The sequence below is a fragment of the Streptomyces erythrochromogenes genome (assembly GCF_040684695.1).
Classification (GTDB): domain Bacteria; phylum Actinomycetota; class Actinomycetes; order Streptomycetales; family Streptomycetaceae; genus Streptomyces; species Streptomyces erythrochromogenes_C.
The window spans coordinates 18,504-37,924 of record NZ_JBFBGM010000006.1 but is presented as its reverse complement, the minus strand read 5'-3'; the positions used below and the strand labels follow the sequence as shown (position 1 = coordinate 37,924).

Below are 19,421 nucleotides of genomic sequence, written 5' to 3'. Positions count from 1 at the left end.
GTCAGCGGTTCGCCTTGGCTCACGTTCGTCCGGAGGTTGCCCTTGCTCCGTCTCAGCGCACTCGCCGCCACTACGGCCCTCTTCCTCGGCGGCACTCCCGCCCAGGCCATGGAGGGCCCGGAGGAGCTGGCCGTGATGTCGAACGAGCAGTACGAGGAGCTGCTCGGCAGTCGGGGGCGGGCCGCCTCGCCGCCTCCGGCGACGCCCCGCACCGAGAGCCCGGCAGCTGCCCCGGCGGCCCCGGGCTGGGCCACGGTGAAGTTCACCAGCACAGACCGACGCGGCAAGGTGGTACCGACCCGGGTCGGAAACAGCGAACTCGGCTGGAAGCACTTTTCCGGTCCGCACAACATCACGAACCCCGACGTCGTCAAGAAGATCATCGGTGGCACCAGCAACCCGACGACGAGCAAGGACCAACCGCACCGGCTCGTCTACGACGGCGCCCTCGTGGCGAGAGGCGGGTTGCTGGATCCGCCCCGCAAGATCGCCGACATCCGCATCATCGTCCAGCACCACTGGCGGACGGCGGACAACCGATACGCCCTCAGCGACAGGAACGCCAAGATCGGCGTCATCACGGCCTACTGCCGCAGCGTCCCCCGCAACCGCTGTCCCGACAAGGTCAACCAGGCATGACCGACGAGCCGTCACCCGAGTGGGACGACGAGGAACTGGCGGACCTGCACCGCATCCTGATGTGGCACCTGCTCCGTTTCACGTCATCGCCGCTCTCGGGGCCCACCGACGTGATGCTCGTCCGCGGTGTACTGCTGCCACCGGAACGACGAGGCGTCACCCGTGTCGTGCTCTGGGACGGCCGTCGCCCGGAGCGCTCGGTCGCGTACGACGTGCCTCTGGTCCGTCCACGAGGCGACAACATCCCCTGGAGCCACCTGGTCGCAGCTCTCCGACAGGTCCTCGTCCGTCCCCCCGCACCCGACGGCACCGACCCCGCGGGCATCCCGCTCGTGGACGCCCGTCCGCATGTGCTCGACGCCCTCGACCAGGTCACGTTCGAGCTCGGAGACGCCCTTCACGCCTCCGCCGCGATGCTTCAGCCCCGAGGCGAGCCGGAGGACGGCAGCGACCTGCGACTGGACGGCTTCCTCCTGCTGGACGAGACCACCGCGCGCCTGTACGTCACCGCGCCCGACACCGCGGGCCGCATCGGGCTCGACGTCTCCCTCCTCGGCCCGGACGGCCGGGTCCGTGCCGGCAACACGGCCCTCATGGCCGCACTGCCCTCACTCGTCCCCGACGAACTCGACGGCAACCGCTCCCCCGCCGAAGACCCCTGTGCCCCTGCCGGCGTCTACGACCTGACTCACTGGTGAGAGCCGTGGCCGACGTTGCTATCGGGTGGAGCGGCGGTTTCGGCGGGCGCGTTCGAGGTCGGCCACGTCCGACATCCAGGGGCCGTGCCGGTCGAGGGCGGCGCAGCCGCCGCGGGCGTAGGTGCTCACCAGGTCGCGGTATCCGGCGAGCCCGTCGACCAGGGTGTACTCGACCCGGTACTCCGGATCGGACCCGCCCCTCCCCGGCCGGACCGTCGTGACCCGGGCGAGGGAGTCCGCGTAGAAGTGCAGTTGGATCCCCTCGCCCATCTCCTCGTCCTCGATGGTGAACACCTCGTTGTCCGCGGCCGAGCGGTCGGCGACGAACTCCCAGAACTCCGCGGCGGCGCTGCGCGGGCCGCCGCGTCGCCACTTCTTCTCGGCGCCCTTGTCGTCGGTGAACGACAGGGCTGTCTTTGCCGCAGCCCCGGGGCCGGCCGGCTCCTCGTCGGCGGCGGCGGGGGTGTTCCTGGCTTGTGCCGCGGCCTCGGAGCACATCAGGAAGCTCACCGTGCGCACCGCGTCGTCGGCGAGTCGGGGATGTGCGCGGCGCACGGCCGTGTCGACCGCCGTCGCCATCGTGTCCCAGGCCTGCTTGTCCGTGGCGCGGCGTCCCCGGCGCGGATCGAGGCCGATGCGCATCCCCGCGCACGCCTGCTCCGCGGTGGCGATCACGCGCATCACCTCGGGCAGCAGCGCGGCGTCGACGGCGTCGGGCAGCCGCCTGGGGACCGTCGAGCCGTGCGCGTACTGGCCCGTGAACCGCAGGAGTGCGGCGTCGAGGGGGCCGAGTACCGTTCCGCGCTCGGCGCGCCGGCGGTCCGCGCGATGTTCCTGAGCGCGCTTCTCGTTCGGGGTCTGCGTCGCCGAGCGCATCGCCGCGCAGACCTGGCCGCGCTGCAGCAGGCCGATGTCGGCGCCGTGGGCGACGAGCCGGCTCCTGTCCCAGCGGATGTGCCGGAAGAGCGAGTCGACGTCCGCGGGCGGGGAGAGGAGCACGGGGTCCAGGAGCGCGACGGCGGCGTCCTCGTCGAGCGGGCCCCCGGTGCCGGCGTCGTCGCAGAGGGGAAGGACCGCGCTCCACAGCAGCAGGTGCCGGCCCAGGTCCGTCCGGATCACCGCGAGATGGGCTTCCCCGATGGGGAACGTGAACGTACGCGGGTCGTGGTTGGCGTCCGCTCCGGCGCCGAGCATCAGTTTGAGCCCGCCGTCCTCATGGATGACGTTCGGGATCCAGCCGCTCCCGCGCGTGAAGACGATGTCCTTCACGACCACCGCGCGAACTCGGCGTCGAGGCGTGCGTCGGTGCGCGTCCAGACCTCGCCGCGGGCGGCGCCGGCCGGGGCGTCGACCCGTTCGATCCCGAGGAATGCGATCAGCTGCAGCAGTTCGGCCCGTTCGGCGCGGTCGTCGTCGGCATCGTGGGAGTCGAAGAAGACGTAGTACTGGTCGCTCGGGTCCACGATGCCCGAGTCTCCCCAGATGCGGCCGACTTCCTCGATCGCCGCCGCTTCCGTCGTGAACGTGGCGGCGCGTGCGGCACCGCGGGTCTCCGGTGACGCGTCGAGGTCGGCGAGGTCGGAGAACCACTGGCCGAAGTGGTCGAGGCCGGCGTATCCGTTCTCGAAGAACAGCATCGCGCTCGGGAGGTAGCGGTTGGCCCTGTCGACCCGGAGGTACTCCGACCGGGGTCGGTCCGCGCCGGTGATCCGGGAGATCACGCCCTGCCCCGGCATGAGCACCAGACTCTGGCCCGCCGGTTCATCACTGATGGTGTAGGTGTCGGAGTCCCGGTCCCGGAAGAACGCCGAGAAGGCCACGTAGGCCTCCTGAGGGTCGCTCACGGTGACCTGGTGGTCGTTGCCGTCACCGACGGCGAAGACGAACTGTTGTGGTCCGGGGCGGTAGGGGCGCGCCATGGGTGTCCTTCGTTCGCGTGCGACAGCACCGCCAGCGTAGTCGCATCGCAGTGGAGCGGGCCCGGCGCTCCTCCCCCGGACTCGGAACCGGGGCGTTCGGCGCCCCGCGTCTCAGGCCGTGCACGCGGTCCTCCCCGCGAGGTGGATGGCCAGGGCTCCGGTCAGCCCGGCGGCGGCGAAGGTGACGAAGGCCCACTGCTGTGCGCCGTGGGCAACGACGGCTCCGCCCAGCGCGGGGCCCACGACCGCGCCGAGCCGGCCCACGCCGGTGGTCCAGCCCAGCCCGGCGGAGACCTGCGGGGCCGGGTAGCGGGTGGGGACCGTGGCGTACACCATGACCTGGGCGCTGAACAGCCAGATGCCGGTGACGGTGACGATCACGTAGGTGAGGGGGAGCGGCAGCGGCAGGGCGAGCAGCAGCGCACCGGCCGCCGTCAGCAGGAACCAGTCGGCCGAGACGCGGGCGGCTCCGAACCGGGTGGCGACGGCGCCCGCGATCAGCATGCCGGCGATGCCGCCCGCGTTGATGGCCAGGAGGAAGGCGACGGAGGACGTGGGTCCGTACCCGGAGGCCCGCATGAGCTGCGGCAGCCAGGTGCTGACGCCGTAGACCAGCAGCAGTCCGCAGAAGGAGGCGGCCCACAGCAGCGGGGTGGTCCTGCGGCCGGGGCCGTGGAAGAGGGCGCGGGCCGCGTGCAGGCGGGCCCGGGCCCCGGCCGGCGGCGGCGCCGTCGTCGCGGCGTGCGGGGGCAGCAGGCCGTAGCGGTGGGCCAGCTTCCGGGCCTCGGCCGTGCGCCCCCTGGCGAGCAGCACGGCCGGGGACTCGGGCAGCAGCCACAGCAGTAGCGGCGCGGCCACCAGGGCCGGCACGGCTCCGGCCCAGAAGACCGGGCGCCAGCCGCTGTCGTCCGCCAGGGTGAGGCCCAGGACGGTCGCGAGCATGCCGCCGACGTGGTACGAGGTCATGAGCGCGCCGGCGGTCAGGGCGGCGCGGGCGCCCGGCGCGAACTCCATCACCATGCTCAGGCAGACGGGCATGACGCCGCCGAGGCCGAGGCCGGTGACGAACCGCCCCAGTCCGAAGACCTCTGCCCCCGGGGCGGCGGCGCACAGGGCCGAGCCGGCCGAGAACAGCAGGGTGCCGCCGACGAGGACCGGCCTGCGTCCGGTCCAGTCGGTGAGGTTGCCTGCGGCCAGGGCCCCGACGAGCATGCCGAAGGTGGTCCAGCTGCCGATGGTCCCGGCGGTGGCGGAGGTGAGCCCGATCGCGGGGTCGGCGAGCATCCGTGGCATGACGGCCCCGTAGATGTTGACGTCCATGCCGTCGAACAGGACGACCAGCCAGCACAGGGCCAGTACGAGGAGGGGGCGACGGGGGGTCGGCTGGCGGAGGGCCGCCGTCCCCGGTGCTCCGGCATGGATGATTTCGCGCACGGGCTGGCGCCTTTCTGAGTCGGGGCGGGGCGGAGGGCAGGGCCCGGGTCGGCCGGGGCCGCAGGGTCCGGGCAGAGCGGGGCAGGGGCGGGGCGGGGGCGCCGGACGTGCCTGCTCCCCCGTCCCCGCCCCCGCCCTTCGGTCAGGTCGTCACGCAGTCAGGCGGTCAGGCTGAGGGCCGGAGCCGTGGTGACCAGGAGCGTCGCGATCAGGTCGGCCAGATGGAGGGACTGCGAAGGGTTCAGGCGGGGGTCGCACGAGGTGCGGTAGCGCTGTCCCAGCCAGGCGTCGTCGATGTCCACGTCCACGCACTCGGTGACGTCGTCCCCGGAGAGCTCCAGATGGACGCCACCGGGCGGAGTGCCGGTCTCGCGGCAGGCCGCGAAGAAGCCGCGCAGCTCCTCCTCGATCGCTCGCATGGTGCGCGTCTTGATCCCTCCCGGACTGGTGACCCCGTTCCCGTGCATGGGGTCGCAGACGAAGCGGTCGGCCAGGCCCACCGTGGACGCGGCGGTGAGCAGGTCCCGGGTCCGTTCGTGGGCCAGTGCCCGGCCCATCCGGAGGATGAAGGTGAGGCGGCCGGTGACGTTGTCCGGGTTGAGGGCCGCGTGCAGGGCGAGGAGTTCGTCGGGGGTGCAGCCCGGGCCGATCTTGACGCCGATCGGGTTGGCGACGCCGGACGCGAACGCGATGTGCGGGCCGCTGAGGGACCGGGTGCGCTCACCGATCCACAGCAGGTGGCCGGAGTGGGCCCAGCGGGCCCCGTCGACGGGTGAGACGCGGACCTGGGGAAGCTCGTAGTCGAGGAGGAGGGCTTCGTGGGAGGAGTAGATCTCCGATCCGGACAGGAAGGAGAGGGTCTTGGCCGACTCGCGGTAGGCCCGCAGCAGGTTCCCGGGGGCGGGGGTGCGGTCGGCCTCGGTGAAGGCGGGGCTGTTGACCGCGTCGCCGAAGTAGGAGGGGAGTGAGCTTCCGCCGCGCCGTTCGACGGCCGACGAGCGCGGCTTGGCGTACTGGCCGGCGATCCGGCCGACCGTGACGACCCGGGCCCCCGAAGCCTGCGCGATCCGCGCGGACATGGCACGCAGCAGGTCCACACGGTTGCGGACGGAGCGGGGGGTGTTGTCGGCGAAGGTCTCGGCGCAGTCGCCTCCCTGGAGGAGGAAGGAGTGGCCCGCGAGTTCGGACCGCAGGGCGGCGACCTCCTGCCTGGGGACGAGCGGGTCCGCGTGGGCGAGGACCCGTCGGACGTGGGCCGTCTCCCGGGGGTCGGGCCAGCGCGGCTGGTGGTCGGGGAGACCGGCGCGGGACCGCGCCCCGGCTTCGGTCGTGCTCGTGCTCGTGGTCATGGCCGTGGTCGTGACGAACCGGGGGTTGAAGACCTCGTGCACGAGGACCACGACGTCGTTGGAGAAGGCGATCTCGTAGGCGCGGCCGGGCGCGTCGGCGGGAAGCAGGCCGAAGGCTTCGACGGTGAGGCCGGTGGCGAGGATCCGGCGGCGTTCGTACAGGCCCAGCCTGCGCGTGTGCAGGCCGAAGGGGGTGGCGCCCCGGGGTATGACGTGGGCGGCGTCGCCCCGGCGGAAGGTGATCAGGTTCTCGCTGACCACGGCGCCCGTGCGGTCGCGCAGGCGGGAGCGGCGGATCCGCAGGTCCGGGTGGGGGCCGGTGCCGAAGACGTCGGTGACGTGGGCGGAGTCCTGCAGGGCGGCCGGGTCGGGGCCCGGCAGCACCTCGGCGAAGAGCGAGGAGTCCATGAGGGATTGCAGCAGCACGGTGGTGGAGCCCTCGTTGCACAGCATCATGCGGGTCGCCGACGGCAGCGAGGGAGGCTCGGCGAATGCGGGGTACGTGGACAATCGAAACACCCTTGGGTCGGTGATGGTCTCGTGGTGTGGGCGTGGGCGTGGTGACACGTACGGGCGAGGCGGGGCGGGGCGGGGCGGACGGGACGAGGCCGCAGGGGTGGTCAGACCGCTTCGACCGGCTCCGGGTGGACGGGCTCCAGGTGGACCGGCTCCAGGTGGACGGGCTTGCGGTAGGCGGACGCCTCGGCCACCACCTGGCCGATGAACTTCGCGGCCGCCTCCGCCCCGTTACCGGTCGGCGCGATGGCCCTGGACGCCTCCGAGGCCCGGGCGCGGAAGGCGTCCGGTTCCTCGAAGGCCGTGCGCAGGACGGCGAGCAGGGTCTCGGCGTCGGGCTCGGTGGCCGTGGTGTATCCGAGGTGGCCGAGCCGGGTCATGGCCTCCCTCTCGTGGTACTCGTCCCGTCCGCTGAGCACGTAGGCGACGGGGGCGTCCATGACGGCGAGCTCGGTGACCGAGAGCCAGCCGGGGGGCGAGAGGATGACCTTGGCGTGCTTGACCAGGGAGTGCCAGTCGGCGACGTAGTCGACGAGGAGGACTCCGTCGATCTCCTCGCTGAAGGTCTGGCGGCCGATCACGACGAGCCGGGCATCGGGGCGGTCGGCGCGCAGCTTCTCGAAGGCGGTCAGGTACTCGCGGAGCAGCCGTTCCTTGTTCTCGGTGAACATGGTGGTGCCGCCGAAACCGACGATGGCGTACTCGGCGCCGTGCAGGCCGAAGCGGTCGTCGATCTCGGCGCGGGGTGCCGGGTCCGCCGCGCATTCGTCGCGGACGATCGGGCCGACGACGTGCCCGTTGCCGGCCGCGAGGGCCTCGAACACGGGCGTTCCCCGGTCGAGTTCGGGGACGCTCGGCTTGTCGGTGAGGACGGCGCGGGCCCGGCGGGTCACCCATGCGAACAGGGTGGTGAGCGAGGTCCGGATGGCGTCGACCTCTTCGGGGTCGTCGAGGACGAAACCTGCCTCCAGGAGGGCGGCGTTGTCGATCTGGCCCAGGGTGAAGTCGTAGCGCTCGGTGATCAGGACGTACGGCACCCCGGAGATCTCGGCGGCCAGGCATGCGGCGACGTTGTAGTCGCTGACGACCACATCGGGGCGTACGGAGCCGATCAGCGCGATCGCGGCGAGCATCCGGTCGCCGCTGATGAAGGTGTGGTTGAGGTAGCCGGTGACGTACGAGGCCCAGTCGAAGTGCCGTGCGAGCTGCGAGGTGTTGGCGTGGTCCCGCTGGTCGGAGGCGGTGTGCACGTGCACGCCCAGGGCCTCGAACATCGGGGTGAACAGTGCGCTCTTGGAACCGAGGTACACGTGCTGCTCCGCTCCGGGGAACAGCCTGCGCACCTTCGCGGCCACCGCGAGGGCCCGCATGTTGTGGCCGGTGCCGGTCTCGGCCGGCAGGTGGAGGACCTTCATCTGTGGCACCTTTCGAGGTGGGTACGGGGGCCGGTTCGGGCCGGCTGTGGAACACGGACACGGCGGAGGAGAAGAGGAAGAGCAGAGAAGAGAAGGGAAGGAGAGGGAAAGGGAGGGAAGTGAAGGCGGAGGGCGGGATCCGCCGGGCGGCTCAGGCGCGCGCCAGCTCCATCACGTACCGGCCGTATCCGGATGACGCGGAGAGCTCCTTGCCCAGCAGGGTCAGCTGCTCGCGGTCGATGTAGCCCATCCGGTAGGCGACCTCCTCCAGGCAGGAGATCCGGATGCCCTGGCGCTTCTCCAGCACCTGCACGAACAAGGCGGCTTCGAGGAGGCTGTCGTGGGTGCCGGTGTCGAACCAGGCCGAGCCGCGCCCCAGGTTGACCAGGCGGGCCCGGTCCTCGCGGACGTAGGTGAGGTTGAGGTCGGTGATCTCCAGCTCCCCGCGGCCGGAGGGGGCCAGTGCGGCGGCCCGGCGCACCGCGTCGCCGTCGTACATGTACAGGCCGGTGACGGCGAGGTTGGAGCGGGGGGCGGCGGGCTTCTCCTCCAGGTTGAGGATGGTGCCCGTCTCGTCGACGGTGGCCACGCCGTACCGTTCCGGGTCGCTGACCGGGTACCCGAAGAGGGTGCAGCCGTCGAGGCGGGCAGCCTCGGCGCGCAGCATGTCGGGCAGCCGGTGGCCGTAGAAGATGTTGTCCCCGAGGATGAGGCAGATGTCCTGGCCGTCGGCGAACTCCGCACCGAGGAGCAGGGCTTCGGCGATGCCGCCCGGCTTCTGCTGCTCGGTGTAGGAGAGCGAGACGCCGAGGCGTTCGCCGTCGCCGAGGAGCGCCCGGTAGCTGTCGAGGTGTTCGGGGGTCGAGATGAGCAGGATCTCGGTGATGCCGGCCTGCATGAGCACGGACAGCGGGTAGTAGATCATCGGCTTGTCGTAGACCGGCAGCAGTTGCTTGGAGTGCACGCTGGTGAGCGGGCGCAGGCGGGTGCCGGAGCCGCCGGCGAGGATGATGCCGCGCATGGTTCCCCCTTCGGGACGGTTGGCACGGGGAGCCGGTCGGCCGGATCCGGGCCCTGTGCGGGTGGCGGTGGGTGGTACGGCCGGCCGTCAGCCGATGTCGGCGCTCACGCCCGTGCCGCGGCCGGGCGCGTCCGCGGGCGTTCCGGTGGGATCGATGTGCGCCATGCCGCGGGCGGCCGGGAGGAGGGGGCGCCACCAGTCGGCGCGCTCCCGGTACCAGGCGATGGTCTCGGCGAGACCGTCCTCGAAGGCGACCTCGGGGCGGTAGCCGAGTGCCCGCAGCTTGGAGTCGTCCAGGGCGTAACGGCGGTCGTGGCCCTTGCGGTCCGCGACCGGGCGTACGGCGGACCAGTCGGCACCGCAGGCTTCCAGGATCAGTTCCGTCAGGCGACGGTTCGTCAGTTCCCGTCCCCCGCCGATGTTGTAGACCTCCCCGGCCTCGCCCTCGGAAAGGACGAGGTCGATGCCCCGGCAGTGGTCGTCGACGTGCAGCCAGTCGCGGATGTTGAGGCCGTCGCCGTAGAGCGGCACCGATCCGCCGCGCAGCAGCGTCGTGACGAAGAGCGGGATGACCTTCTCGGGAAACTGGTACGGGCCGTAGTTGTTGCTGCAGCGCGTGATGGAGAGGTTCAGTCCGTGGGTCCGCGCGCAGGCCAGGGCGAGGAGGTCGGCTCCCGCCTTGGCGGCCGCGTAGGGCGAGTTGGGGGCCAGTGGCCATTCCTCGGTCCAGGCGCCCTCGTCGATGGAGCCGTACACCTCGTCCGTGGAGATGTGGACGAACCTCGGCAGGCCGGCGGCCAGTGCGGCGTCCAGCAGGTTCTGGGTGCCGAGGACATTGGTGCGGATGAACTCGGCCGGGTCGCGGATGGAACGGTCGACGTGGGTCTCGGCGGCGAAGTTGACGACCGCGTCCACGTCGGCGAACAGCTTCGGGACGAGGTCCGCATCGGCGATGTCGCCCCGGACGAAGCGCAGACCGGGATGGTCCGCCACCGGGGCGAGGTTGGCGAGGTTGCCCGCGTACGTCAGCTTGTCGAGCACGGTCACGCGGTCCACCGCGAGGCCCGACCGGCCGTCGAGAAGTCTTCTCACATAATTTCCGCCGATGAATCCAGCACCACCGGTCACCAATACGTGCATGAAATATATCCGCCCTTCGACGGTGTCACTCGTTATTCCGAGGCGCATGGCGCCATCCGGATAAATGAGGCAGGAAGAAGGGACGGGTCGATATCGCCCACATGGCGATCCCCCCGTTGCCCCCGTGCACCCGAGCCCGGACACAACCGCGACTCGGAGGCGATGTCCAAAGATCGTAGAACGTCGAACATGCCTGCGCAACACTATACTAGCCAACGCCAAGGTCAGCGGGGCGTGGCGGCGGTCACGCAAAGGGCAATAGCTTCGTCAAGTTCGCACTTGAGAAGTGCAAGCGGAATTCAGCATTCCCCCAAGGAATGCCCATTGGAAAAGTTTTCACGCCGGACAGCCGCACCGGAAAGCGGGCGCGGAAACCCGGAAGGTGAGTTGCGAACCCGCCCTCCGAACACTAGTTTCCGGCTACATGGAACATTCCCTCGCGCCGTCGGCGCTCATTGAGGGCGACACCGACGTGGCGCCCGGCACGACGGTCGGGCCCGGCAGCTGGATCCGGTTCGGGGCCTCACTGAGCGGATCCGCCCTCGCCAGCGGGGTCTTCGTCGGCTTCCGCTCCCGGCTGGACCGGGTCAGCGCGGCGAGCGGCTGCCAGATCGCCTCGCTGGCCCGGATAGGGCGCCCGGGCGGCGCCCCCGTCACGATCGGCGCCGGCGCCTGGATCGGCGCGCGGGCCGTGGTGGACCCCGGGGTCCGGATCGGCCCCGGCGCCGTCGTCGCGGCGGGGGCGCACGCCGTCTCGGACGTTCCCCCCGACACGATCGTCGTGGGGCGGCCGGCACGCGCACTGCGCCGGCGCGTGGTGACGGAGGACGAGGCGCCCGACTTCACCGCCACCATCGACCGGGTCCGCGCCCGCACCGACGCCGGCCGGGCGCCGCTGCCCGCCCATTGGATCTCGGCCGGGGGCGGCTTCCTCGACGCCGCCCTCTCCGGCGGCCCCGGCGTCAGCCTGGGTCCGGGGGTGGTCGCCATGGGCCGCCCCGACGGACCGTCAGCACGCGGGGGCGTACGCGTCGGTACGCGCACCCGGATCGGCGCCGGGGCGATCCTGGAGGGATCCGGCGGCATCGACATCGGACCGGAGTCGGACCTGGGTGACGGCGTCCTGGTCGTCTCCAGCGGCCACGACCCGGGGCGCCGCTCCCTGCCCTGGCAGGACGGCCCGGTCCGGATCGGCGCGGGAGTCACGATCGGCGCGGGGGCGACGATCGTCGGCCCCTGCCGGCTCGGCGACGGCGCGGTCGTCGCCCCCGACTCCGTCGTCGTCCGCGACGTGCCCGCCGGCGGCTTCACCACCGGGGTGATCCCGTCCGCGAGCCGGACCCCCCACGCGCCACCGCGCGCCTGACACCGCCGTCCGCCCCAACTCCCCCTCACTCCACTGCCGTCCGAGCGTGTCGTCTGCTACGCTCCCTATACTTCGAACTTCTTCGAATAACGAAATTCGGGGCGGGCGCCCGACCACGCGCTCCGGATCCAAAGGAACCCGATGACCAGTCCTCCTTCCTTCCGCACGTTTCCGCCTTCCCTGCGCACGTTCGTCCGGGAACACGTCCTGGACGACGCGGCCCGCGTCCCGGCCGTCCTCGGCCGCGACTCCTCCGATGTGATCACCCCCGACCGCACCCTGCGGGACGCCTCCCTCGCCCTCCTGACCCTCCCCGGCCCGGACGACACCGACCTCGTACGCCGACTGCTCGGCGCCCTGCGGGAGTTCACGGACCCGGACCACCAGGGCTTCCGCGAACTGCTCGACGTCACCGGAGCACCCCACCCCATCGGCGACGTCCGCACCCCCTCCGTGCAGGCACTCGCCGCCTGGGCCCTGCACCGGGCCGGAGCGCTGACCGGCGACGACACCCTGCTCGCCGAGGCCGTGGGCCGCCTGGACCACGTCACCGGCGCGGTCCTCACCCACGACTGGCCGGCCCGGCTCGACCGCTCCGCGACCGTGGTCCTGGACGAGTCCGGCCCGCTGGAGGAGACCGCCGTCCTGGTGCTGGCGGCCGACGCCCTCACCCCGGCCGCCGGTTCGGCCTTCCTCGACGCGGCGGCCTTGCGGCTGGACCGCTACGCACATGGTGACGCCGTCTGGGACCGCCTGACCCCGCGCGGGGTTCCGGACGCGCTCCGCGGCCACCGCACCGGCCCGACGGCCCTGGCCGCACTGGCCTGGGCGGCGCTCCACCGGCGCGGTCGCGCCGGCGCCGCGGACCGGGCCCGCCGCACCCTGGCCCACGTCCACGCCCACCACCGCCACATCGGCACCGGAGGCTACTGGGACCGCAGCTCCGCGGACTCGGTGGTGCGCGTCGACGCGGTCGCCGCCCTGCACGGACGGCCCGACTCGCCGTTCCCCGCGAAGTTCGTCGCCGACCACGCCCTCCTCGCCCTGGCCGCGCGGTCCGTCGCCGCGCTCGACGGACCGGACGCGGAGACCGTAGCCGTCCTGAAGGCCCTCGCCCAGGAGGCAGAAGCAGAACTGGAGCAGCACACCGACCCGGTGGCCGGCGGTGTCTTCCACGGGCAGGGCAGCTGGTTCTCCACCCCCGTCGACCCGACGGTCCCGCTCGCCCGGCACGTCATGGTGCCCCCGCGCACCACCGGCTCGTTCGCCGTCGGCAACACCACGTACGTCCCCTTCCACGGCAAGCACGCCCGCACCCAGCTGCTGGCCCTGGCCGCACTGGGCGACCGGGTGGTCGGCCCCCGCGCCGCGCCGGAACTCCTCGAACGCCCGGAGCCTGAGCCGTTCGACAACGACCTGGGACACGTCACCACCGGGCGGCTGTCCGAGGGGCTCATCGACACCGCGCGCTACCTGCGCTGGCTGCGCTCCACCGCGTCCGGCCTGGGCTACGGCCTCACCCCGTACCGGTCGCCGCTCGGCCTGCGCTCCGACCGCACCGCCCAGACCTTCTCGGTGCTCCACGTGGTGTCCGACCTGCTGGCCCTGGACGAACCGGTGCCCGACACACCCGGGGTGCTCACCGGTGTCTTCGCCACGCAGAACCCGGACGGCGGATTCGGCGAACAACCCTCCCTGCCCTCCGAGACGTTCACCACCTACTGCGCGGTCCTGACGGCCGTCGTACTGGGCGGCGCGGACCACCCCGGCTTCGACCGGGACGCCTGCGTGGCCTTCCTCCGGTCCTGCCAGCGCCCGGAGGGCGGATTCGGCAACGCTCCCGGATTCCCCTGCGACGCCTGGCACTCCCACCTCGCCACCCTGACCCTCGTCGCCCTGGGCGCCCGCCCCGAGCGCGAGGACGACCTCGTCGCCTACCTGCTCGCCTGCCGCAACCCGGACGGCGGCTACGGAAACCGGCCCGGCTCCCCGTCCGACACCTTCGCGACCTTCCGTGCGATCGGCGCCCTGATCGCGCTCGGCCTGCGCCCGCCCCACCCGGACGAGACCGTCCGTTGGCTGAGCGGCCTGCAGACCGCGGCCGGCGGCTTCCGCTACCGGACGGACGGCGCGGAGAGCTTCGTCGGCTCCTACCACGCCATCGGCGGGCTCTACATGCTGGGTGCGCTGCCGGCCGACACCGGGGCCTGCGTCCGGTGGATCACCGCCCGCCAGAGCGCCGACGGAGGGTTCTCCCGCGCCCCCGGCGCCCCCTCGGAGACCACCGACGAGGGGTTCATCGCGGTACAGGCACTGCACATGCTCGAAGGGAAACTCAACCGCTCCTGGGCGGTGATGATGACATGACGACCACCTCATCCCTCTCCTCCTCCGCGGCCGGCGCGACGCCCGGGCAGGCTCCGGCCGCCCCTTCGCCGCGGACCGTCGCCTTCCTCGCATTCGCCACGATGTTCGTCATCGGGACGGACACCTTCCTCGTTGCCCCCCTGCTGCCGACCCTGACCGTGGCCTTCGACGTCTCCCCCGACATCTCGGGCTGGATGGTCAGCGCCTACGCCCTCGGCTACGCCGTCTTCGCGCTGATCGCCGGACCGATCTCGGACGGGCGGGACCGGCGCAGGGTGCTGCTGGCCGGGCTGACCGGGTTCATCGTCATGACGGCGCTGTGCGGGTTCGCCCAGGGATTCTGGACGATGATCCTCTTCCGCTTCCTCGCCGGCGTGAGCGCCGCGTTCGTCTCCCCGCAGATCTGGGCTTCCATCCCGGTGCTGGTGAAGCCCCAGGAGATCGTCCGGACCATGGGGTTCGCCACCGCGGGCCTGTCCATCGCCCAGTTCGCCGGCATCCCGCTCGGCAGCTGGCTCGCGGCGGGCTCCTGGCACCTGCCGTTCTGGGCCATCGGCGGTCTCTCGGCGGCACTGTGGCTGCTGCTCGCCCGCCTCTTCCCGTCGGTCCCGGGCCGGCCCGGCGCCGGCAGCGGGGCCAAGGCCATCCTCGGCACGTACAAGTCCGTGCTGGGCGCGGGCCGGCTGCGCTGGTACCTGCTGGGCTACCTCGTATTCCAGACCGGCAACTTCGAAGCGATCTCCTTCCTCGGATCCTGGTTCACCAAGGACTTCGGTCTGGACGTCGCCTCAGTCGGCACCGCGATGATGGCCGTCGGCGCGGGCAACGTGATCGGCTCCCTCTTCCTCGGCAGCCGCATGGTCACGCGCCTGGGCCTGAACCGGTCCCTGCTGACCGGCGTGCTGACCATGGCCGCCCTGTACTGCCTGGTCCCGCTCGCCCCGAACCTGCCGGTCGCGCTGATCCTGCTGGCCCTGGTGATGATGACCGGCGGATGCGTCTTCCCGGTGTTCATGAGCATCCTGCAGTCGCAGACCGAGACCGCCCGGGGCACCGTCTCCTCGCTCTCCAATTCGGCGATGTACGTCGGCACCACTGTCGGCGGCGCCGTCGGCGGGGTGCTCCTGGACAACGTCAGGGGGTTCTGGGGCGTGGCCGGGTTCACCGTCGCCGCCTACCTGCTCTCGCTCTGCGTGTACGCGGCGGCCGGCGCCTTCCGCACGCGGGAGCGGGAGGCGGGCGCATGAGCACCGCCGTCCTCTTCGACCGGTACGGGGATCCCGGGGTGCTGTACCCGGCCGAGGTCCCCGATCCCGTGGCCGGGCCCGGCCAGGTGGTGGTCCGGCACACCGCGATCGGGGTCAACCCGATCGACTGGAAGATCCTCTCCGGAGAGGTCCGCGCATACGTGCCGATGGACCTGCCCGGTGGCTGCCTGGGCGTCGAGGCGGCGGGCGTGGTCGTGGAGGTCGGCGCCGGGGTGCGCCGCTTCCGGGCCGGTGACCACGTCATCCGGCACGGCCGGCCGGGCGCGTTCCGGGAGTACGAAGCCGTGGCGGCCTCCCAGGAGGCCGACGAACTCACCCTCCGCCCGGACCGGTTCACCGACGAACAGGCGGCCGTCCTCCCGGTGGCCGTCGGTACCGCCTACTCGGCCCTGCACCAGGTGGGGCTGCGGCCGGGAGAACGGCTGCTGGTGCACGGCGCCTCCGGCGGGGTGGGCCTCGCCGTGGCGCGGCTCGCCCTGCTGCTGGGTGCGGGCGAGGTGGTCGGCACGGCCTCGCCCGCCCGCCACGGCACGGTCCGTGCCGCGGGGGCGACCCCGGTCGCTTACGGGGACGGGCTGTGCGAACGCCTCGCCGAGCACGGGCCGTTCCACGCGTCGGTGGACTGCGCGGGCGGGCCGGGGCCCACCGGGGCGGCCGTCCGGCTCGTGGCGGGCGCCGCCCGGCGGGTCACGATCGTCCCGGACCCGGCGGCCCACGCCCGCGGGGTCCCCTTCCTGGAACACATCCCGCTGGAGCTGGCGAGCACCCTGGACCTGATCGGCACGGCGCCGTTCGAGCTTCCGGTGGCCGCCCGGTACCCACTGGAGCGGGCGGGCGAAGCACTGGCGCACTCCCAGCGGGGCGGCGTCGGCGGGAAGATCGTGCTCGTGCCCGGCGGGTGAGCGGGTGCCCGGGCTCCGAGGGCCGCGACCCCGTGGCTCCACGGCTCCCCGGCTCCGCAGCTCCGCGGCCCCTCCTCCGGCAGGCTCAGATCTTCTATCATCGTAGAACGTTGAATCTGTCGAGCCCGGAGGCACCCGGAGGCACTCGCCGGGAAGGCGCGGCCCAGGTGCCCACCACACGAAGAAGGTCGCCCATGCGCAGCCCGCTCCACCACCCCGATCGGTCCGAGATCTCCCTGGACCGGGTGCTGCACGCGCTCAGCGATCCCATCCGCCGGGACGTGGCGCGCGTGATGTTCCTGGAGGGCTCCCGCTCCTGCGGCCAGCTCGTCTACCCGATCGCCAAGTCGACCCTCTCGCACCACCTGAAGGTGCTGCGCGAGTCCGGTGTCATGCACACCGAGGTCCGGGGCACGACCCGGATCATCACCCTGCGCCGCGACGACCTCGAGGCCCGCTTCCCCGGGCTGCTCGACGCCACGCAGATCACCAGCCCCGCGCCGGAGGCGGAACCGGTCGGCGCGGGCGCGGCCTCCGCCTGAGGGACCTTCCCGTCCGCTCACGATCCCCTCGGGCCTCGACATCCGGCGCGTACTCCTGCGCCGGCCGCTTGCAGTGAAGGGATCACCGATGAACTCGACCGTGCCCCGGCGCGCGGCCCGCAAGGCCGACGTCGACCTCCCGGTGCTCGGACTGGGCACCTGGCGGACGATCGACCGGGTCGGCCCGGACCGGCTGGCCGACCTGCTCGGGGCCGCCCGCGCGGTCGGCGCCCGGCTGGTGGACACCGCCCCGGTCTACTCCGACGCGGAACCCCGGCTGGCGGAGCTGCTCCGTCCGGACCCGTCGTTCTTCGTCGCCACCAAGATCTGGGACACCGAACCGGAGGCGGTCGAGGCCGTGTTCGCACGCCAGCTCGCGGGCTACGGGCGTTCCTCCATCGACCTCCTCCAGGTGCACAACCTCAACGGATGGCGGTCCAACCTGGCCTGGCTGGAGCGGCAGAAGGCGGCCGGGCGGGTCCGGTTCACCGGTGTCACCTACCAGTTCGACCACGCCTTCGGCACGGGCGGCAGCCGCGCCGATCTGGCCCGGGTCCTCGCCGAGGACCTGGTGGACTTCGTCCAGGTCAACCTGAACGCGGCGGAACCCGCCCTGGCCGAGGACATCCTCCCCGCAGCCGCCGAGGCCGGAATCGGCGTGGTGGTGATGCGGCCCTTCGGCGAAGGCGAGCTGCTGGCGACGCCGCCTCCCGCCGGCCTCCTGCGCGAACTGGGCTGTGCGAGCTGGTCCGAGGCCCTGCTGCGCTGGGTCCTCGCGCACCCCCAGGTCACCACCGTCCTGACCGCGACCTCCCGGCCGGAGCACTTCCTCGCCAACGCGGCAGCCGTCCGGTCGGGGCCGCTCGGCCCGGCGGAGGCCTCAGCCGTGGCCGGCCACGCCCGGTCGGTCCTGGGGGCGAGGTCCGGCCGATGAGCACGAGCCTCACCGGCCGGATCAACCACCTCTTCTCCATAGCCGGGTTCAGCGACCACCGGGGCCGGTGGCAGACCTTCGGCACCGGTGAGGTCGCCGACCTGATCAGCCGCTCCGAGGACCGCTACGGGGTCCGGGTCTCCCGCAGCTACCTGGGGATGCTCCGGTCCGGGCGCTACACCAACCCCTCGATCGCCGTGGTCGTCGCCCTCGTCCGGTTCGTCAACGACCACCTCGCCCAGGGCCATCCGGAGATCACCGTCGACTGGCTCACGTCCGGCAAGAGCGCACCCGCACCGGGCCGGGCCGCTGCCGTCGACGCCGGCACGGCCGAAGGACTCGGCACGCTGGCGGACCGACAGGTGCAGCACATCGCCCTGCGCGCCGGGCGCATGACGCCCGAGCTGCGGGACCGGCTCATCGCGATCCTCGACACCATGGAGGAGACCCCGTGACCGCCCCCGGCCCGCTCCGCACCATGCGCGACTGCCGCAGGTACGTCCGCTCCCTGCGGCTCGACCCGTACTCCTCCGCCCACGAGCTGTGCGACCAGATCGGCTCGGCGCGCGGCCGGCCCATCCGGGTGATCGAGGCGCGCCTGCCCGTACCCGGCCCGATGGGGGTCTGGGTCTGCCGGACCGGCGACGACGTGGTGATCGTCCAGGACCTGGCCACCGGGGCGCACCGCGACCACATCGTGCTGCACGAACTCGCCCACATCCTGTGCGGGCACGAGGGCGAGCGGTACCGGGCCGACGAGCCCGCGCTGTCCGCGCTCGACGGCGTCCCCGACGGGGGCGCCGTGGTCCGGTTCCGCTCGGTCCACGACTCCGCGGCCGAGCGCGAGGCGGAGCTGCTGGCCGCCGCGTTCGCCGAGTGCGCGATCGACCACCGGGCCGAGGCGCGCGTGGCCTGGGACGTGCAGCGGTACTTCGGCGGGGCCTGAGCCGACGTGATCACCCTGCTGCAGTCCCTGCTGTCCGCGTTCCTGTGCCTGGCCCTGCTCGCCAAGATGGTGGCCCTGCGGGTCGGCTCGCGGCCCGCCCCGCAGGCCCCGATGTTGCTGACCGCGTTGGGCAGCTTCACCGTCGCCGCGCTCGTGGGCATCCCCGCGGTCCGCGCACGGATCCCGTTCGCGTCCGTGCCCGGGATCGCCTCCATTGTCATGGACACCGGTGTCTCGGTGAGCCTGGCCCTGCTGGCCACGTACCTGTGGACGCCCCTGGGGCGCGCGGGCTCGGTTCCCTGGTGGCGGGGGCGGCTCTTCCTGGCCGCGTGGGCGGTGAGCGGGCTGCTGGCCGCTCTGATGGCGTCGACCCCGCCGGCCCTGCGCACCAATCCGCTCCAGAACCAGTACACCGGGGACTGGCGGATCGTCGGCGTCTACGTGATCGGGAACCTCTTCTTCCTGGTGTGCTCCGGGGCCTCGGCCGTCGCCTGCATCCGGATCGTCCGCATGGTGCGCGGCCACATCGCGGTCGGGGTGGCGGTGGGGGCCGTCGGGATGGTGGCCTACGCGGTCACCTGTGTGAACCGGCTGATCCTGGTGTCCGGTCAACGGCTGCTGGAGGGAGACTGGTTCACCTGGTACAGCGTGCTGAACTTCGTCTTCACCGAGGCCGCGGTCCTGGCCAGTGTGCTCGGCCTGCACTTCACCGCCGCCTGGCGGTTCACGGTGGCCTGCCGGCGGCTCTTCGACGACCTCCGGGGCTTCCTCGTCCTCGGGCCCGCGTGGCGACGGCTGACGGCCCTCCGCCCCGATGTGGTCCTGCCCCGGGAGCCGGGCCTGCGCGGCCTGCGGGACCGGATGGACCCTTCGTACCGCAGGTACCGGCGGGAGATCGAATGCCAGGACGCCCTGCTGCTGACCGGCGCCCGTCCGGCCGGGCGGCCGCCGGGCCGCGCGTGAGG

The 19,421-nt window shown here is 72.5% G+C and carries 18 protein-coding genes; 11 read left to right on the top strand and 7 right to left on the bottom strand.

The genetic code is table 11. The features are described from left to right. Nucleotides 1–42 precede the first annotated feature (42 nt). Nucleotides 43–639: a hypothetical protein gene (locus AB0O53_RS12095; RefSeq protein ID WP_365194912.1), complete on the top strand. Its 597-nt coding sequence runs from the start codon at nucleotides 43–45 to the stop codon at nucleotides 637–639. Beyond that, the gene (locus AB0O53_RS12090) at nucleotides 636–1,337 is read left to right on the top strand and encodes a hypothetical protein (RefSeq protein ID WP_365194909.1); all 702 of its coding nucleotides are present in this window, start codon (nucleotides 636–638) and stop codon (nucleotides 1,335–1,337) included. Before AB0O53_RS12095 ends, AB0O53_RS12090 begins: the two co-directional genes overlap by 4 nt. Before the next feature lie 18 nt (nucleotides 1,338–1,355). Here AB0O53_RS12090 and AB0O53_RS12085 read toward each other — a convergent pair whose 3' ends face one another. The 7 genes from AB0O53_RS12085 to rfbB all read right to left on the bottom strand — a co-directional run bounded on the left by AB0O53_RS12085 (nucleotide 1,356) and on the right by rfbB (nucleotide 10,131). Next, nucleotides 1,356–2,606, bottom strand: coding sequence for a DUF6357 family protein (locus AB0O53_RS12085; protein WP_365195224.1), 1,251 nt, complete (start codon nucleotides 2,604–2,606; stop codon nucleotides 1,356–1,358). Next, nucleotides 2,603–3,256: a DUF6357 family protein gene (locus tag AB0O53_RS12080; protein WP_350992422.1), complete on the bottom strand. Its 654-nt coding sequence runs from the start codon at nucleotides 3,254–3,256 to the stop codon at nucleotides 2,603–2,605. The genes AB0O53_RS12085 and AB0O53_RS12080 overlap by 4 nt, the downstream gene beginning before the upstream one ends. A gap of 111 nt (nucleotides 3,257–3,367) precedes the next feature. After that, nucleotides 3,368–4,690, bottom strand: a complete 1,323-nt coding sequence (locus AB0O53_RS12075; protein WP_365194906.1) for an MFS transporter — start codon at nucleotides 4,688–4,690, stop codon at nucleotides 3,368–3,370. Between the two features lie 158 nt (nucleotides 4,691–4,848). Then, a complete protein-coding gene (locus AB0O53_RS12070; RefSeq protein ID WP_365194903.1) occupies nucleotides 4,849–6,549 on the bottom strand; it encodes a 3-deoxy-7-phosphoheptulonate synthase in 1,701 nt (566 codons plus the stop codon). Between the two features lie 110 nt (nucleotides 6,550–6,659). Next, complete coding sequence (locus tag AB0O53_RS12065; RefSeq protein WP_365194901.1) at nucleotides 6,660–7,970, bottom strand: glycosyltransferase family 28 protein; 1,311 nt, start codon at nucleotides 7,968–7,970, stop codon at nucleotides 6,660–6,662. Nucleotides 7,971–8,121: 151 nt separating this feature from the next. Next, nucleotides 8,122–8,991, bottom strand: coding sequence for a glucose-1-phosphate thymidylyltransferase RfbA (rfbA, locus tag AB0O53_RS12060; RefSeq protein ID WP_365194898.1), 870 nt, complete (start codon nucleotides 8,989–8,991; stop codon nucleotides 8,122–8,124). An 87-nt stretch (nucleotides 8,992–9,078) separates the two neighbouring features. Further along, nucleotides 9,079–10,131, bottom strand: coding sequence for a dTDP-glucose 4,6-dehydratase (gene rfbB / locus AB0O53_RS12055; RefSeq protein WP_350992662.1), 1,053 nt, complete (start codon nucleotides 10,129–10,131; stop codon nucleotides 9,079–9,081). Between the two features lie 424 nt (nucleotides 10,132–10,555). Between rfbB and AB0O53_RS38350 the strand changes: the two genes are divergently transcribed. From AB0O53_RS38350 to AB0O53_RS12005, 9 genes are all read left to right on the top strand, one after another. After that, nucleotides 10,556–11,497 (top strand): acyltransferase, encoded by a 942-nt coding sequence (locus AB0O53_RS38350; protein ID WP_435886647.1) that lies wholly within the window; start codon nucleotides 10,556–10,558, stop codon nucleotides 11,495–11,497. Nucleotides 11,498–11,638: 141 nt separating this feature from the next. After that, complete coding sequence (locus AB0O53_RS12040) at nucleotides 11,639–13,864, top strand: prenyltransferase/squalene oxidase repeat-containing protein (RefSeq protein ID WP_365194896.1); 2,226 nt, start codon at nucleotides 11,639–11,641, stop codon at nucleotides 13,862–13,864. Continuing rightward, the gene (locus AB0O53_RS12035; protein WP_365194893.1) at nucleotides 13,861–15,111 is read left to right on the top strand and encodes an MFS transporter; all 1,251 of its coding nucleotides are present in this window, start codon (nucleotides 13,861–13,863) and stop codon (nucleotides 15,109–15,111) included. Before AB0O53_RS12040 ends, AB0O53_RS12035 begins: the two co-directional genes overlap by 4 nt. Then, nucleotides 15,108–16,034: an alcohol dehydrogenase catalytic domain-containing protein gene (locus AB0O53_RS12030; protein ID WP_365194890.1), complete on the top strand. Its 927-nt coding sequence runs from the start codon at nucleotides 15,108–15,110 to the stop codon at nucleotides 16,032–16,034. Before AB0O53_RS12035 ends, AB0O53_RS12030 begins: the two co-directional genes overlap by 4 nt. Before the next feature lie 194 nt (nucleotides 16,035–16,228). Next, nucleotides 16,229–16,576, top strand: coding sequence for an ArsR/SmtB family transcription factor (locus AB0O53_RS12025; protein WP_350992440.1), 348 nt, complete (start codon nucleotides 16,229–16,231; stop codon nucleotides 16,574–16,576). An 88-nt stretch (nucleotides 16,577–16,664) separates the two neighbouring features. Beyond that, nucleotides 16,665–17,510, top strand: coding sequence for an aldo/keto reductase (locus AB0O53_RS12020; protein ID WP_350992442.1), 846 nt, complete (start codon nucleotides 16,665–16,667; stop codon nucleotides 17,508–17,510). Next, nucleotides 17,507–17,965, top strand: a complete 459-nt coding sequence (locus AB0O53_RS12015; protein ID WP_350992444.1) for a hypothetical protein — start codon at nucleotides 17,507–17,509, stop codon at nucleotides 17,963–17,965. The genes AB0O53_RS12020 and AB0O53_RS12015 overlap by 4 nt, the downstream gene beginning before the upstream one ends. Further along, nucleotides 17,962–18,456, top strand: a complete 495-nt coding sequence (locus AB0O53_RS12010; protein WP_350992445.1) for a hypothetical protein — start codon at nucleotides 17,962–17,964, stop codon at nucleotides 18,454–18,456. Before AB0O53_RS12015 ends, AB0O53_RS12010 begins: the two co-directional genes overlap by 4 nt. 6 nt (nucleotides 18,457–18,462) lie before the next feature. After that, the gene (locus AB0O53_RS12005; protein ID WP_350992447.1) at nucleotides 18,463–19,419 is read left to right on the top strand and encodes an MAB_1171c family putative transporter; all 957 of its coding nucleotides are present in this window, start codon (nucleotides 18,463–18,465) and stop codon (nucleotides 19,417–19,419) included. Nucleotides 19,420–19,421: the final 2 nt, after the last annotated feature.